Source organism: Acinetobacter sp. SK-43 (genome assembly GCF_015351505.1).
In the GTDB taxonomy this organism is placed as follows: Bacteria; Pseudomonadota; Gammaproteobacteria; order Pseudomonadales; family Moraxellaceae; genus Acinetobacter; species Acinetobacter junii.
Genome location: NZ_JADKPY010000054.1, coordinates 16,144 through 29,867, shown reverse-complemented (window position 1 = coordinate 29,867; position 13,724 = coordinate 16,144). Strand labels below are relative to the sequence as shown.

Sequence of the window (13,724 nt, the reverse complement as noted above, 5' to 3'; positions counted from 1 at the left end):
TCAGCAATAGTTGCTGATTGGATACGTTGAAGCTGGTGAAGATGTTGATGTTGGCGTAACCAAGATATTTGACCTGAATAGGGTAGAGTTGTTTTTTCTCCATGAAGAATAGACATCAGAAGAGATTTGCCTTGTCCATTTCTTCCAATTAAACCAGTGAATTGTCCAATTGGAAGTTGGAAAGATAAATTAGTAAATAGTTTGTTTTGTGCTAGTTCGAGCGATAAATTTGAAACGACACATGCCTGTTGAGTCATAAGAAACCTCATAAACAGGATATGCAAAAATAGATCGAAATCAGTTTTAGAATATGAGGGGTTCAACCATAGATAAGTCTATTTTGCACATCAAAAAAGAAATTGAATTTGATGATGAAAAATATGACTTACTTCATTGGCGTATACTCGTGGTGATGTATTTTTGTACTATTTTATTGAAGCTTGGCTAAAAGATCAATTACTGTCCATTTTTTAGGTAAAATTAAAAAAACATAAAAAGTGCTTGTCAAATGCAGAAATAGTGCGTAACTTAGAAATAAGGAACAGTTTTTAAGATATTTGAAATAAACATGTTAAAGCATACTGTAAACACGAACGCATACTTTTACTTTTGGCAATATATCTAGTTGCCTGATGCGTTTCGGGCAGCGAAAGGGTTGCCCTACCAGTTAATACCTGATCGGCAACACCGATCAGGTTTTTTTATGCTTTAAGATTCATTAATTTAGGAGAAATACTATGTATACATCAAACATTTCATATTTTAGCAAGATTTCTTGGTTTTACTTTGCAAAAAAATCAACATCACTTAGATCACTCTTGCTCAAATAAATACTCGGGCTGATTTCAGTCCAAAGGAAATGAAAATGAATGCTTTAAATACGGCTTTGAAACAATCATCACAAACGCAAATAAAAGAATCAATGCTTAGCTTGCCATCACAACTCAAAGCGCAGTATCCATTGTCTGCAAATTTAGTGCAGCAAATTTCAAAACATCGTCAAACGATTCAGAATATTTTATCTGGTCATGATCCTCGACTTATGGTGATTACAGGTCCATGCTCGATTCATGATCCTATCGCAGTACTTGAATATGCTGATCGCCTACAAAAACTCCAAGAAAAAGTTAAAGATCAAATATTTCTTGTAATGCGTGCTTATATTGAAAAACCACGTACAACAGTTGGCTGGAAGGGTTTTTTATATGATCCAAACCTAGATGGATCATCAGATTTACAATTGGGATTGGAAAAATCTCGTGAGCTATATATTCAGCTTATTGAAAAAGGTTTGCCGATCGCGAGTGAAATTTTAAGTCCGATGGCAACAGGTTATTTTGATGACTTGTTGGCTTGGGGAGCGATTGGGGCACGTACAAGTGAATCTCAGATTCATCGTGAGATCGCAAGCCATATGCCATATAGTATTGGTTTTAAAAATGGTACTGATGGTTCGATTCAGATTGCTTTGGATGCAATTCAATCTGCTTTAAATGGTCATCAATTCCTTGGAATGACTCAGCAAGGTTTACCTGCTATTTTGCATAGCAATGGCAACCCTTTACCGCATTTAATTTTGCGTGGTTCAAACCATGGTACAAATTATGATTTGGCTTCAATTCAAGCGATGCACTTCAAACATAAACATTTACCTGCATTAGTAATTGATTGTAGTCATGGTAATAGTGGTAAAGATCCATTACAGCAACCAAATGTACTTAAACAAATTATTGCAGAACGTGCAGAATCCAAAGTACGTGGTGTGATGATAGAAAGCCACTTGGTTGATGGAAATCAGAAGATTTCATGTAATATGACTTACGGTCAGTCGGTAACGGATGGTTGTTTAGGTTGGGATAAAACTGAACAAGTTCTCTTGGAAATCGCTGAGCAAATGAGATATTGATTGATCATAAAAAGCCAATCTTGTTGATTGGCTTTTTTATTGTATTTTTTATGCAGCATCTAATGAATTACTACTAAGAAAACGCCCAATTTCTTGAGAGAATTTTCTTGGTTCAGTAATTAAGGGAGTATGCCCTGAACGTTCAAAATAGATTGTTTTAGCATTTGCTAGACTATTAGCAACTAAAGTTTGTCCAGTTTCAGGATAAAGTGTAGAGTCACGACCAATAAAGAAGGTTGTTGGACACTCTAATTGACTGATGGCATCACGGTAATCTTCATCATGATTCAGATAATTTTCAACATACCAAAGTAAATAGTCTAGTCGTTGAATAGGTAGTAAATACGTTTGTAAAACTGGTCGATTTAATGCCAGTTTAAAGATTTTTGGACTATAAGCATTATTGCTTTGTAACTCAATAAATGCACCCCAAAGACTTACAAGTTGATATCGAATGTCTTTAGGTAAATCTTCAAGCCTTTTTGCAGACTTATAATCCAATAAAAGTGTTTGAATATCGAGAAGTAAACTTTTGAATTGAGAATACTTTGTTCCAAATAGACCATATTGCCAAGTATCATCAACAGCAATTTTGGGTGTTTGATCAATATGGAGGTAGGCTTTAATTTTTTTAGCTAAATCACCATGTTTCATTCCATGCATAGCGGTTGTTGCACCCATAGAATATCCCATCAGGATAAACTGGTCTAAATTAAGCAGTTTGATGAGTGCATCTACATCATTCCAATGGCTTGAGATAGCATCCATTGATGGAATTCCACAATTTTTAGAGCCGCCGAATCCTCTCCAATCTGGGATAATAAATTCATATTGATTGCGATTGGAAAATAAAAAAGGTAGCCATTGCCAGCTTTGCATACCAAGTCCTGATAAGACGAGTACAGGTTCTCCCTCGCCAACACGTCGTACAAATAATTTTTCTTGATCAGGCATGGTGTAAAACGGCATTATTTTTCTCCAATCTTGTCCGCTTCCTCAAACTTTTTGAGCTGAGGGATCATTTTCTCTAACCATTTTATCCATTCATTCTCTTTAATAATACCGAGTTCAAGAATCATTTTATGAATAAATAAAATACGATTTGTTGGCTCGTTATTTTTAAAGTCTTTGTCATGAATGGCTTGGTACAATTTTAACTTCTCTTTGTGTAACTCTAAGTGGCGAATCAATTCAGGTAATATCGTATTGCCACCTAATTGTGCTTCAGCCCTCAACCTAACCATCAAATCATCTCTTAGTTGTGCGGGTTCACTTTGTTGCTCGATCCATGCAGCTAATTGTATGCGACCTAATTGTTCGACTTGATATGTTTTTTTACGACTGTTTGTTGTTTCTTCTTCAATGGTTGATATCCAACCTTTTTTGAGCATTCCATTGAGTTCACGATAAATTTGTTGATGTGTCGCGTTCCAAAAGAAGCCCATAGAGCGATCAAAACGACGAGCAAGTTCGAAACCAGTGCTTGGTTTTTCTAATAAACTCGTCAATAAAACATGGGCAAGAGACATAAACATCCAAAAATAAAATGTGACTATTAAGATTATGCAAAATGTTGCATAAAAATCAAATATTGTTTATAACTTTATGCAACAAGTTGCATTAGCAAGCAGATTGCTAGCCATAGGAGAATTTATGTCAGCTTATCCACATTTACTTCAGCCACTTGATTTAGGCTTTACGACTTTAAAAAACCGCGTGCTTATGGGGTCTATGCATATTGGTTTAGAAGAAGCGCCACAAGGCTATGAACGCATGGCAGCATTCTATGCTGAACGTGCAAAAGGTGAGGTTGGATTAATTGTTACAGGTGGTGTATCTCCAAACGATGATGGTGTTGTTTTTGCGCATGGAACAAAATTAGATTCAATCGAAGAAGCAGAAAAACATAAAGTGATTACCCAAGCTGTACATGATGCAGGTGGTAAGATTGCTATGCAAATTCTTCATACAGGTCGCTATTCTTATCAAGCAAATAACGTTGCGCCTTCTGCAATTCAGGCTCCAATCAACCCAATTAAGCCAAAAGCATTAAGTTCTGTAGAAGTTCAACAAACCATTGATGACTTTGCGAATTGTGCAAAATTAGCACAATATGCAGGTTATGATGGCGTAGAAATCATGGGCTCAGAAGGCTACCTGATTAATGAGTTTATTGCCGCACGTACTAACCATCGTGATGACGAGTGGGGTGGTAGCTACGAAAATCGTATCCGTTTTCCAATCGAAATAGTTAAACGTACGCGTGATTTAGTGGGCGAGAACTTTATCATTATTTATCGTTTATCTATGCTCGATTTGGTAGAAGGCGGTTCTAGCTTAGAAGAAGTGATTCACCTTGCTAAAGAAATTGAAAAAGCGGGTGCAACAATTATTAATACAGGAATCGGCTGGCATGAAGCACGTATTCCAACGATTGCTACAAAAGTACCTCGTGCTGCATTCACTTGGGTAACGGAAAAACTTAAAGGAAGTGTGTCTGTTCCATTAATCACTTCGAATCGTATTAACACACCTGAAATGGCTGAGCATGTTTTAGCATCAGGTCATGCTGATATGATTTCAATGGCTCGTCCTATGTTGGCGGATGCAGAATTTGTATTAAAAGCTAAAGAAAACCGCAGTGATGAAATTAATACCTGTATTGGTTGTAACCAAGCATGTTTAGACCATATTTTCTCTATGAACATTGCGACATGCTTAGTGAATCCACGTGCATGTTATGAAACTGAACTGATTTTCAAAGAAACAAATGCAGTAAAAAATATTGCAGTAATCGGTGCAGGACCTGCGGGGTTGAGTTTTGCAACTTATGCAGCTAGCCGTGGTCATAAAGTTAAAATTTTTGATTCAAGTAATCAGATTGGTGGACAGTTCAATATCGCTAAAACGATTCCAGGAAAAGAAGAATTTTACGAGACACTGCGCTACTTCAAGCGTCAAATCGAATTACAACCAAATATTGAGTTGGTATTGAACCATACAGTAACTTATGAAGAGTTAAGCAAAGCAAACTATGATGAAATTGTTTTTGCTACTGGTGTAACACCACGTCAATTACAATTTGAAGGCATTCATCATCCAAAAGTTCTAAGCTATATCCAAGTACTTAAAGAGCGTGTACCAGTAGGAAAACGTGTAGCGATTATTGGTGCTGGTGGTATTGGTTTTGATACTGCTGAGTATTTAAGTCACGAAGGTGAAAGCGGTAGCTTAAACCCTGAAAAATTCTATGCAGAATGGGGAATTGATACAGCGTACGAGCATGTTGGTGGTCTGAAACAACCTGAACTTGAAAAATCTGAACGAGAAATTTATTTATTACAACGTAAAGCTTCGGCAGTAGGTGCAGGTCTGGGTAAAACAACTGGCTGGATTCACCGCACAGGCTTAAAACACCGCGATGTAAAAATGATCGCAGGTGCAAGTTATGACAAAGTAGATGATCTAGGTTTACATATTACTGTTGATGGAAAAACAACAGTATTAGAAGTTGATAACGTCGTAATTTGTGCAGGCCAAGAATCATATACAGCGATGTATGATCAACTCAAAGCTGATGGTAAAAATGTTCATCTTATCGGTGGTGCAAAAGAAGCAGGCGAGTTAGATGCGAAGCGTGCAATTCGTCAAGGTGCTGAACTAGCAGCAATTCTATAATAAATAAAAGGGTGTTTTCTATTTTAAGAAAATGCCCTTTTCAAGACCATATAAATTTAATAGGACAATAAGAATGACACTTGCAACAACTCAAATATCAATCAAAAAATGGCATCAAATGTTAGAAACCAATGACATGTCCATCTTAAATGATTTATTAGCAGATGAGGTAGTATTTAGATCACCTGTCGCTTATAAACCGTATGAAGGGAAACAGGTTGTTTTCTTTATTTTGACCAATGTTATCCAAGTTTTTCAGGACTTTACTTATCATCGTGAGTTCTTTACTGAAGATGGTGAAAATGTAGTGCTAGAATTTAGTGCGAATGTGAGTGGTAAATCATTAAAAGGTATCGATATGATTCGCTTCAATGATCGAGGGCAAATTATTGATTTTGAAGTGATGATTCGGCCAATGAGTGGTTTGGCTGCCTTAGCAGAGCAAATGGGTCAAAGAATCGCCCAATATCAAGCCACTTAATATTAAAAATAGCCTAAGTAAGTTTAAAGTAAAATGTGGTTAAAAATATCAACGTTATTCCTACTGCCAATCGTAGTAACTCAAGGAATTCTATTTAAACAACGTACACCAAAACTTCTAGAGCCAATTGGAGAACGTCAAGGAGTTGTAGGTTTTGGTCGGCCATTATCATTGCTTATTTTAGGTGATTCTGCTGCTGCAGGAGTTGGTGTTGAATATCAGCATCAAGCTCTTTCAGGCGTATTACTTTCACAGCTTATGAATGAATATAAACTGACATGGGCTTTACATGCTAAAAGTGGTAATAATACTAGACAAGTCATTGATGCAATTAATGCTTTAGAGCCGCAAGTTTATGATGTGATCGTCACTTCAATTGGGGTAAATGACGTGACTAAACTTACCCCAACTCGCTTGTGGATAAAGCAGCAAAAACAATTGTTTACCGAATTACGAAAGAAATTTGATCCAAAATTGATTATTGTAACTGGTATTCCACCTATGCAGCATTTTCCAGCTTTACCTCATCCACTTGCTTGGAAATTTGGAAAACATGCTCAACAAATGAATAAAAAATTACAAGGCTATTTATCAACTGAACCAATATTTAAGTTTATTGAATTTGATCTTGAACTTTTTCAAGAGATGAATCTACCCATGGCTATAGATGGGTTTCATCCAAGTAAAGAAATTTACGAGATCTGGGGGAAACAGGTCGCGTCGTTAGTGCGAGAATTCTTCACCTCATAATTTAAGGCTATTGTCATCTATGGGTATTTCTACTTTAAATAAAATTAAAGTTTTGGGCTTAGAGTTATTTGATCTTGTGGTTGGTGCAGAGAAACCAAAGACATATTATTCACCAAATGGAAAGATTAAAAATATCTTAGAGAAATTGCCTCAGCTAAAACAGAAGTACCGCCCAACACCTTGGTTGTCTAACAATCACATGCATCTGTTGTATTTTGATGTTATTAGAAAAAAGACGATAAAGCTTCAATATGATCGTATTGAACAACTCACTATGCAGGATGGAGGTGTTACAGGAATAGCATGGTATGGATACGACTTGCCTAAGCAAACACCGACGATTGTTATTATGCATACCATTACGGGTTCACCTGAAAGTATGCGAGAACTAGTAAAAGATTTGCATCAATACACAAGTTGGAGAATCGCGCTATGTTTACGTCGTGGACACGCTGGTTTACCAATGCCTGTACCTCGCATTTCACTTTTTGGATCGACAGATGATTTGAAAGAACAACTTGCGCATATTCAACATATATTTCCTGAGTCTGATTTGTATGCTGTTGGTTCTTCTGCTGGTACTGGATTATTAGTGCGCTACTTGGGTGAACAAGGTCTAGACACACCTTTTAAAGCTGCATTTGCGATGTGTCCCGGTTATAACACCGAAATTGGATTCAAAAATGTTCATCCGTTTTACACAAAGTTAATGACGAAAAAATTGTTTAAACATTTTATTTATCCTTATCAATCTACATGGAAACAGCTTGATTCATTAGAAAAGGTTTTAGCATCAACAACTCTTGAAGAGTTTGAAAAAGTCTATTTTGAAATGGCAGGTTTTAGAGATTATGAGAGCTACTGTAAAGCGATTAATCCGATATATGTTTTTCAAAACATAAAAATTCCATTGATGATTCTAAACTCTGAAGATGATCCTGTGTGCTCGATCAAAAACTTTCATCCATATAAATCTGCTATAGAGCAAATGGATAATATTGCTGTGATTACAACTAAAAAAGGAAGCCACTGTGGATTTTATGAAGGCTGGCAAACTTCATCTTGGTCAGCACGACTTATTTCAGATTATTTTCTTATTCAGCGTTCAAGCTAAGTAATTTAAGGAATAAAGCCCATGTGTGAATGGGCTTTTTTTATTTTAAGATACCAAAGCAGGTGTATCTTTTATTCCAAGTTTTATTTTCGTGGTTGCAACTAAATTTTTTTCATTAGTCTGGTTAGGGTGAAAGTCATATCTATAGTATTCAAAGAATTTGGGAATAAATGTTTTATATTGCTCAGCTGCAAAATTAAAGAAGTTTTGCCATGTTTTAAGATTTGATAATTGTTTATCTCGTTTCATTAAAACTATTTGGTAGATTGTTGAAAGTTCAGTAACAAGAATCAGGCTTAAAGTGAAAATTGTAACCCGAGGAAGGTAAGCATTTAATCCATTTCCATATAAATATTCATATAAATCAAAAGCTACCGCTTTATGCTCGGTTTCTTCAACACTATGCTATAACCATAAATCTCGTATAGTTTTATCCGTCATATACTCATTTACAGTTTCCATCATACTTACGACTAGTACAGCTGTGTAATGCTCTAAACCTACAGTAACAAGTAAATTCAACTTTTTACTAAATACTTTTTCAAGACCTTTGAGAACAATACCAGTAACTTTTTCCAAAGATTCAGGGTTCAGGCCATGTTGTTGAGCGCTAATATGAAAAGCATGATGTTCTTTTGAATGCATAGCCTCTTGGCCGATGAAAGCACTAATTTCTCTATCTAATGCTTCATTCAGTTTTGCATGTTCTCGTAATGCTCTTACTGATCGCACGAAATAAGATTCACCTTCTGGAAATAAGGTTGAGAGTCCGGTGAAATAATGTGTCATTGCTGGATCATTAGCACACCAGTATTTAGGTGTATTTTCGAAATTGTAATCCATGCGACGTACAGGAAATGAGGTAGGTAAACGGGTTGAGTTAGTTTTCATTATTTACTCCATTCATTATTAGTTCTAAAATAGAACTTATTGGGTAGAAGCTAGTTCTATATTCTTTTCCTGTCAATTAATTTTGAATAAGATAGATAATATTGTCCCTAACTGATAGATAGAGAATCGTTTCTGATATGTGTTTTAGAGTAAAAGGATAAAAGAAGATAAAATTTTTTATGAATTAAATACCCAAACCATAATTTTGATTTGGGTATTCATAAGATAACTTAATTATTAAGCGCAGGTGTAGCAGCCGCAATTGCTGCTGCAACAGCATCTTCTTCAGATTGAGCTGGAGTAGCTGGCTTTTGTGGTTCCGTCTTTACTGGTTTTGGTTCAGTTTGAGTCGGTTTAGGTTGTTCTGTTGTAGAAGTTTGAGTTTGGCTGCTAGTAGTTGTTTCAGCAGGGCGAATCTCACGACGAACTTCAGTTGTTGTATTTGGAGTTTCTTCACGAATAGTTTCGGTAACAGGAGCTGTAGTTTCTTGATTATCTACGCTTTCAAGCGTTTCAAACTCAGTGTTCTTAGGCTCAGTTTGTGCTTGACTCGTTTCAGTTTCAGCAGTTTGTTCTTGCTGATCTTCGTTTTTAGGCTCTTCTTTTTTGACGCACGCAGTTAATAAAAGACCAGTAGCAATCGCTGCACAAAGTAAAAGTTTTTTATTCGCCATTGTTAAAACAACATATTAAAAAAGGACAGAGGGAATTATATCAGCAAATTAAAAGAATAAATCACTTACATCAAACAGCTTTGTTGATATTTTATAGTTGCTTGCACCATCCATACTAATTTTTAAAGTGATAAAACTAAAAAATCATAATCTAAACTTGAAAATGATTGCTGTCAGCCATGCAAAAAGAATTTATGTATGAAATATCCACAATTCCGATAAATTTTTATCGAAAATGCTGATAGAATAGCCAGTTGTTTATAGTTCTTTGAATTGATGCGGTTTGACTTTGCTTTATTAGGGCAGAGTACAGTAAAATTGCACAACATTGTAGGCCGATTTCGGCTCGATTGTACGAGAAACTCAATGACCCATTTTATTTTTGTCACTGGTGGTGTAGTTTCATCACTAGGTAAAGGTATTTCTGCTGCTTCTGTTGCTGCACTTTTGGAAGCCCGTGGCTTAAAAGTCACTATGGTGAAAATGGATCCATACATTAATGTCGATCCAGGTACCATGAGTCCATTCCAGCACGGTGAGGTTTTCGTCACAGAGGATGGTGCTGAAACTGACTTAGATTTGGGCTATTACGAACGTTTCTTACGTCGTGCGAAAATGACCAAATTAAACAACTTTACAAGTGGTCGTGTTTATCAAGATGTTTTGAATAAAGAACGTCGTGGTGATTACTTAGGCGGTACAGTTCAAGTAATTCCGCATATTACTGACAATATCAAAGAGCGTGTTCTTCGTGCAGGTGAAGGTTACGACGTTGCTATTGTAGAAATTGGCGGAACTGTTGGTGATATCGAATCACTTCCATTTATGGAGTCGGTTCGTCAACTTATGGTTGAGTTGGGTCATAAACGTACAATGCTCATGCATTTGACTTTGTTGCCGTATATCAAATCAGCTGCTGAGTTAAAAACAAAGCCTACTCAACACTCAGTTAAAGAATTACTTTCAATCGGTATTCAACCAGACATTTTAATCTGTCGTACTGAATATGATGTTGATGCTGATACTAAACGTAAAATTGCACTTTTCACCAACGTAGAAGCGCGTGCAGTTGTTGTTTGTAAAGATGCGAAAACAATTTACCAAATCCCACGTAATTTTTATGAACAGAATGTTGACGATTTAATTTGTGAACGTTTTGGTTTTAATGATCTTCCTGAAGCAAATCTTGAAGATTGGGATAACGTTGTTGAAGCATTACTCAATCCAGAGTATACGGTACGTGTAGCTATGGTTGGTAAATATGTTGAATTGCCAGATGCATATAAATCTGTCAATGAAGCACTTTTACATGCTGGTATCCAAAATCGCGTAAAAGTTCAGATTGATTATGTAAATGCTGAAGACCTTGAACAGCAAGATATGAGTATTTTGAGCACTGCTGATGCGATTTTAGTACCAGGTGGTTTCGGTGAGCGTGGTACTGAAGGCAAGATGAAAGCTATTCAATATGCACGTGAAAACAAGATTCCATTCCTAGGTATTTGTTTAGGTATGCAGTTGGCTGTGATTGAGTATGCACGCAATGTTGCAGGTATGCCTGAAGCGAGTTCAACTGAATTCAATCGCTCAACTAAGTATCCACTCATCGGTTTAATTACTGAATGGTTAGATGAACGTGGTGAATTACAACAACGCAGTCTTGAGTCGGATCTTGGCGGTACGATGCGTTTGGGTGCACAAAAGTCTGAACTAGTTGAAGGCACAAAAACACGTGCAGTCTATGGTAAAGCTGAAATTACAGAGCGTCACCGCCATCGTTATGAAATGAATGATCGTTTTATTCCAGCGCTTGAAGAGGCAGGAATGAAAATTTCAGGTTATTCATCAGTACAACATTTGGTTGAAACTGTAGAAATTCCTGAACATCCTTGGTTTATTGCTGTACAATTCCACCCAGAATTTACAAGCTCGCCACGTGATGGTCATCCATTATTTGCTAGCTTTATTGAAGCTGCAAAAAAACAGCATCAAAAGTAAGTACTAAGTTTTAAATAAACTGGGAAAGTTTGAATGTCACAATTAAAACCACAAGAAGTTGTACGTTTAGGCGATATACAAATGGCAAATCATTTGCCATTTGTATTATTTGGCGGAATGAACGTACTAGAGTCAAAAGATTTAGCATTTGAAATTGCTGAAACTTATGTTGATATTTGCAAACGCTTAGATATTCCTTATGTATTTAAGGCAAGCTTTGATAAAGCGAATCGTTCAAGTTTGAATTCTTTTCGCGGTCCTGGTTTAGAAAAAGGGATTGAATGGCTTGCGGACATTAAAAAACATTTTAATGTGCCAATTATTACGGACGTTCATGAACCTTACCAAGCAGCGCCTGTTGCTGAAGTTGCTGACATTATCCAACTCCCAGCTTTCTTAAGTCGCCAGACTGATCTTGTTGAAGCAATGGCAAAAACTCAAGCCATTATCAATATCAAAAAAGCACAATTCTTAGCACCACACGAAATGCGCCATATTTTGCATAAGTGTTTGGAAGCAGGAAATGACAAACTCATTCTTTGTGAACGTGGTTCAGCATTTGGTTATAACAACTTGGTTGTAGATATGCTTGGCTTTGACATCATGAAAGAAATGAATGTACCTGTATTTTTTGATGTCACCCACGCATTGCAAACGCCTGGTGGTCGTGCTGATTCTGCGGGTGGTCGCCGTGCTCAAATCACGACTTTAGCGCGTGCAGGTATGGCAACAGGTTTAGCGGGTCTGTTCTTGGAAGCACATCCAGAACCTGAAATCGCAAAATGCGATGGACCGTGTGCTTTGCGTTTATCTCAGCTTGAGCCATTCTTGGCGCAATTAAAAGAATTGGATACTTTAGTTAAAGGATTCAAAAAGTTAGATACCCATTGATGTATGAAAATACATCTTTTTATTCATTAAACAGAGGAATTGTTCATGAGCCAAATCGTTGACATCCGTGCACGCGAAATTTTGGACTCTCGTGGTAACCCAACCATCGAAGCAGACGTAATTTTAGAATCTGGGGTTGTTGGTCGTGCATGTGCACCATCTGGTGCTTCAACTGGTTCTCGTGAAGCTTTAGAACTTCGTGACGGAGATAAATCTCGTTACTTAGGTAAAGGTGTTCGTACAGCAGTTAACAATGTTAACACATTGATTCGTGACGCTTTGTTGGGTAAATCAGTTTTTGAGCAAAAAGACATTGATAATACAATGATCGCGCTTGATGGCACTGAAAACAAAGAAAAATTAGGTGCAAACGCAACTTTAGCAGTTTCTTTAGCTGCTGCGCGTGCTGCTGCTGAAGAAAAGAAACTTCCTCTTTTTCAATATATCGCAGACCTTCGTGGTCAAACTATCTTGACTATGCCTGTACCGATGATGAACATCCTCAACGGTGGTGAGCATGCAGATAACACTGTTGATATTCAAGAGTTCATGATCGAGCCAGTTGGTTTCACTTCATTTGCTGAAGCGTTACGTGCTGGTGCTGAAGTATTCCATTCTTTAAAATCAGTTTTAAAGAAACAAGGTTTAAATACTGCAGTTGGTGATGAAGGTGGTTTTGCACCTAACTTACGCTCTAATGAAGAAGCGATCCAAGTTATTTTACAAGCAATTGAGTTAACTGGTTATAAAGCTGGTTCTGACATGATGCTTGCTTTAGACTGCGCATCTTCTGAGTTCTACAAAAACGGTCAATACGTTTTAGAAGGCGAAGGTAACCGTGCTTTCACAAGCCATCAATTTGCTGATTATTTAGCTGGTCTTGCAAATCAATATCCTATCATCTCGATCGAAGATGGTTTGGATGAATCTGATTGGGAAGGTTGGAGCTACTTAACATCAATTCTTGGTGACAAAATCCAATTGGTTGGTGACGATTTATTCGTAACAAACCCTAAGATTTTACAACGTGGTATTGATGAGAAAGTAGGTAACTCTATTCTGATCAAATATAACCAAATCGGTACTTTGACTGAAACATTAGATGCTATCTATCTTGCTAAAGCAAATGGCTATTCAACTGTTATTTCACATCGTTCTGGTGAAACAGAAGATTCGACTATTGCTGACTTGGCAGTAGGTACAGCAGCTGGTCAAATTAAGACTGGTTCTCTATGCCGTTCTGACCGCGTTGCAAAATATAACCAATTACTTCGTATTGAAGAATTGACTAAAGCAGCTTACCGCGGTAAAGCTGAATTCAAAGGTTTAAAATAATCTCTG

General features: G+C 36.9%; 12 protein-coding genes and 1 pseudogene. 8 read left to right on the top strand and 5 right to left on the bottom strand.

Going from position 1 to position 13,724, the window contains the following annotated elements; translation table 11 throughout:
* On the bottom strand, window positions 1-257 hold a 257-nt coding region (locus IRT38_RS11190; protein WP_194597731.1), incomplete at its 3' end, for an ATP-binding cassette domain-containing protein.
* Between the two features lie 608 nt (window positions 258-865).
* On the opposite strand from IRT38_RS11190, the gene IRT38_RS11185 reads away from it, so the two are divergent.
* Window positions 866-1,906 (top strand): 3-deoxy-7-phosphoheptulonate synthase, encoded by a 1,041-nt coding sequence (locus IRT38_RS11185; RefSeq protein WP_194597730.1) that lies wholly within the window; start codon window positions 866-868, stop codon window positions 1,904-1,906.
* Window positions 1,907-1,954: 48 nt separating this feature from the next.
* Here the strand turns inward: IRT38_RS11185 and IRT38_RS11180 are convergent, their stop codons facing one another.
* Window positions 1,955-2,875, bottom strand: a complete 921-nt coding sequence (locus IRT38_RS11180) for an alpha/beta fold hydrolase (RefSeq protein WP_194597729.1) — start codon at window positions 2,873-2,875, stop codon at window positions 1,955-1,957.
* Window positions 2,875-3,435, bottom strand: a complete 561-nt coding sequence (locus IRT38_RS11175) for a PadR family transcriptional regulator (RefSeq protein WP_099948622.1) — start codon at window positions 3,433-3,435, stop codon at window positions 2,875-2,877. The genes IRT38_RS11180 and IRT38_RS11175 overlap by 1 nt, the downstream gene beginning before the upstream one ends.
* A 124-nt stretch (window positions 3,436-3,559) precedes the next feature.
* Here IRT38_RS11175 and IRT38_RS11170 point away from each other — a divergent pair, with 124 nt between their 5' ends.
* From IRT38_RS11170 to IRT38_RS11155, 4 genes are all read left to right on the top strand, one after another.
* Window positions 3,560-5,584, top strand: a complete 2,025-nt coding sequence (locus IRT38_RS11170; protein WP_194597728.1) for an NADPH-dependent 2,4-dienoyl-CoA reductase — start codon at window positions 3,560-3,562, stop codon at window positions 5,582-5,584.
* Between the two features lie 73 nt (window positions 5,585-5,657).
* The gene (locus IRT38_RS11165) at window positions 5,658-6,065 is read left to right on the top strand and encodes a nuclear transport factor 2 family protein (protein ID WP_004954216.1); all 408 of its coding nucleotides are present in this window, start codon (window positions 5,658-5,660) and stop codon (window positions 6,063-6,065) included.
* 33 nt (window positions 6,066-6,098) lie between these two features.
* On the top strand, window positions 6,099-6,815 hold the full coding sequence (locus tag IRT38_RS11160; RefSeq protein ID WP_194597727.1) for an SGNH/GDSL hydrolase family protein: 717 nt from the start codon (window positions 6,099-6,101) through the stop codon (window positions 6,813-6,815).
* A 19-nt stretch (window positions 6,816-6,834) separates the two neighbouring features.
* A complete protein-coding gene (locus IRT38_RS11155) occupies window positions 6,835-7,929 on the top strand; it encodes a YheT family hydrolase (protein WP_194597726.1) in 1,095 nt (364 codons plus the stop codon).
* A gap of 45 nt (window positions 7,930-7,974) precedes the next feature.
* Here the strand turns inward: IRT38_RS11155 and IRT38_RS11150 are convergent.
* Together IRT38_RS11150 and IRT38_RS11145 are read right to left on the bottom strand one after the other, a co-directional pair.
* Window positions 7,975-8,820: pseudogene (locus IRT38_RS11150) on the bottom strand (metal-dependent hydrolase).
* Window positions 8,821-9,050: 230 nt separating this feature from the next.
* Window positions 9,051-9,494, bottom strand: coding sequence for an internalin (locus IRT38_RS11145; protein WP_194597725.1), 444 nt, complete (start codon window positions 9,492-9,494; stop codon window positions 9,051-9,053).
* A 366-nt stretch (window positions 9,495-9,860) separates the two neighbouring features.
* On the opposite strand from IRT38_RS11145, the gene IRT38_RS11140 reads away from it, so the two are divergent.
* The 3 genes from IRT38_RS11140 to eno are packed head-to-tail and all read left to right on the top strand — an operon-like array spanning window position 9,861 to window position 13,718.
* Window positions 9,861-11,492 (top strand): CTP synthase, encoded by a 1,632-nt coding sequence (locus IRT38_RS11140; RefSeq protein ID WP_194597724.1) that lies wholly within the window; start codon window positions 9,861-9,863, stop codon window positions 11,490-11,492.
* A gap of 33 nt (window positions 11,493-11,525) precedes the next feature.
* Window positions 11,526-12,383: a 3-deoxy-8-phosphooctulonate synthase gene (kdsA, locus tag IRT38_RS11135; RefSeq protein ID WP_087535796.1), complete on the top strand. Its 858-nt coding sequence runs from the start codon at window positions 11,526-11,528 to the stop codon at window positions 12,381-12,383.
* 45 nt (window positions 12,384-12,428) lie between these two features.
* Window positions 12,429-13,718, top strand: coding sequence for a phosphopyruvate hydratase (gene eno / locus IRT38_RS11130; RefSeq protein WP_004911285.1), 1,290 nt, complete (start codon window positions 12,429-12,431; stop codon window positions 13,716-13,718).
* The last annotated feature ends 6 nt before the right edge of the window (window positions 13,719-13,724 follow it).

Coding starts and splice junctions, on each gene's coding strand:
- IRT38_RS11155 (WP_194597726.1), top strand. CDS start 6,835: ATGGGTATTTCTACTTTAAATAAAATTAAAGTTTTGGGCTTAGAGTTA.
- IRT38_RS11140 (WP_194597724.1), top strand. CDS start 9,861: ATGACCCATTTTATTTTTGTCACTGGTGGTGTAGTTTCATCACTAGGT.
- IRT38_RS11160 (WP_194597727.1), top strand. CDS start 6,099: ATGTGGTTAAAAATATCAACGTTATTCCTACTGCCAATCGTAGTAACT.
- IRT38_RS11180 (WP_194597729.1), bottom strand. CDS start 2,875: ATGCCGTTTTACACCATGCCTGATCAAGAAAAATTATTTGTACGACGT.
- IRT38_RS11175 (WP_099948622.1), bottom strand. CDS start 3,435: ATGTCTCTTGCCCATGTTTTATTGACGAGTTTATTAGAAAAACCAAGC.
- IRT38_RS11165 (WP_004954216.1), top strand. CDS start 5,658: ATGACACTTGCAACAACTCAAATATCAATCAAAAAATGGCATCAAATG.
- IRT38_RS11170 (WP_194597728.1), top strand. CDS start 3,560: ATGTCAGCTTATCCACATTTACTTCAGCCACTTGATTTAGGCTTTACG.
- kdsA (WP_087535796.1), top strand. CDS start 11,526: ATGTCACAATTAAAACCACAAGAAGTTGTACGTTTAGGCGATATACAA.
- IRT38_RS11145 (WP_194597725.1), bottom strand. CDS start 9,494: ATGGCGAATAAAAAACTTTTACTTTGTGCAGCGATTGCTACTGGTCTT.
- IRT38_RS11185 (WP_194597730.1), top strand. CDS start 866: ATGAATGCTTTAAATACGGCTTTGAAACAATCATCACAAACGCAAATA.
- eno (WP_004911285.1), top strand. CDS start 12,429: ATGAGCCAAATCGTTGACATCCGTGCACGCGAAATTTTGGACTCTCGT.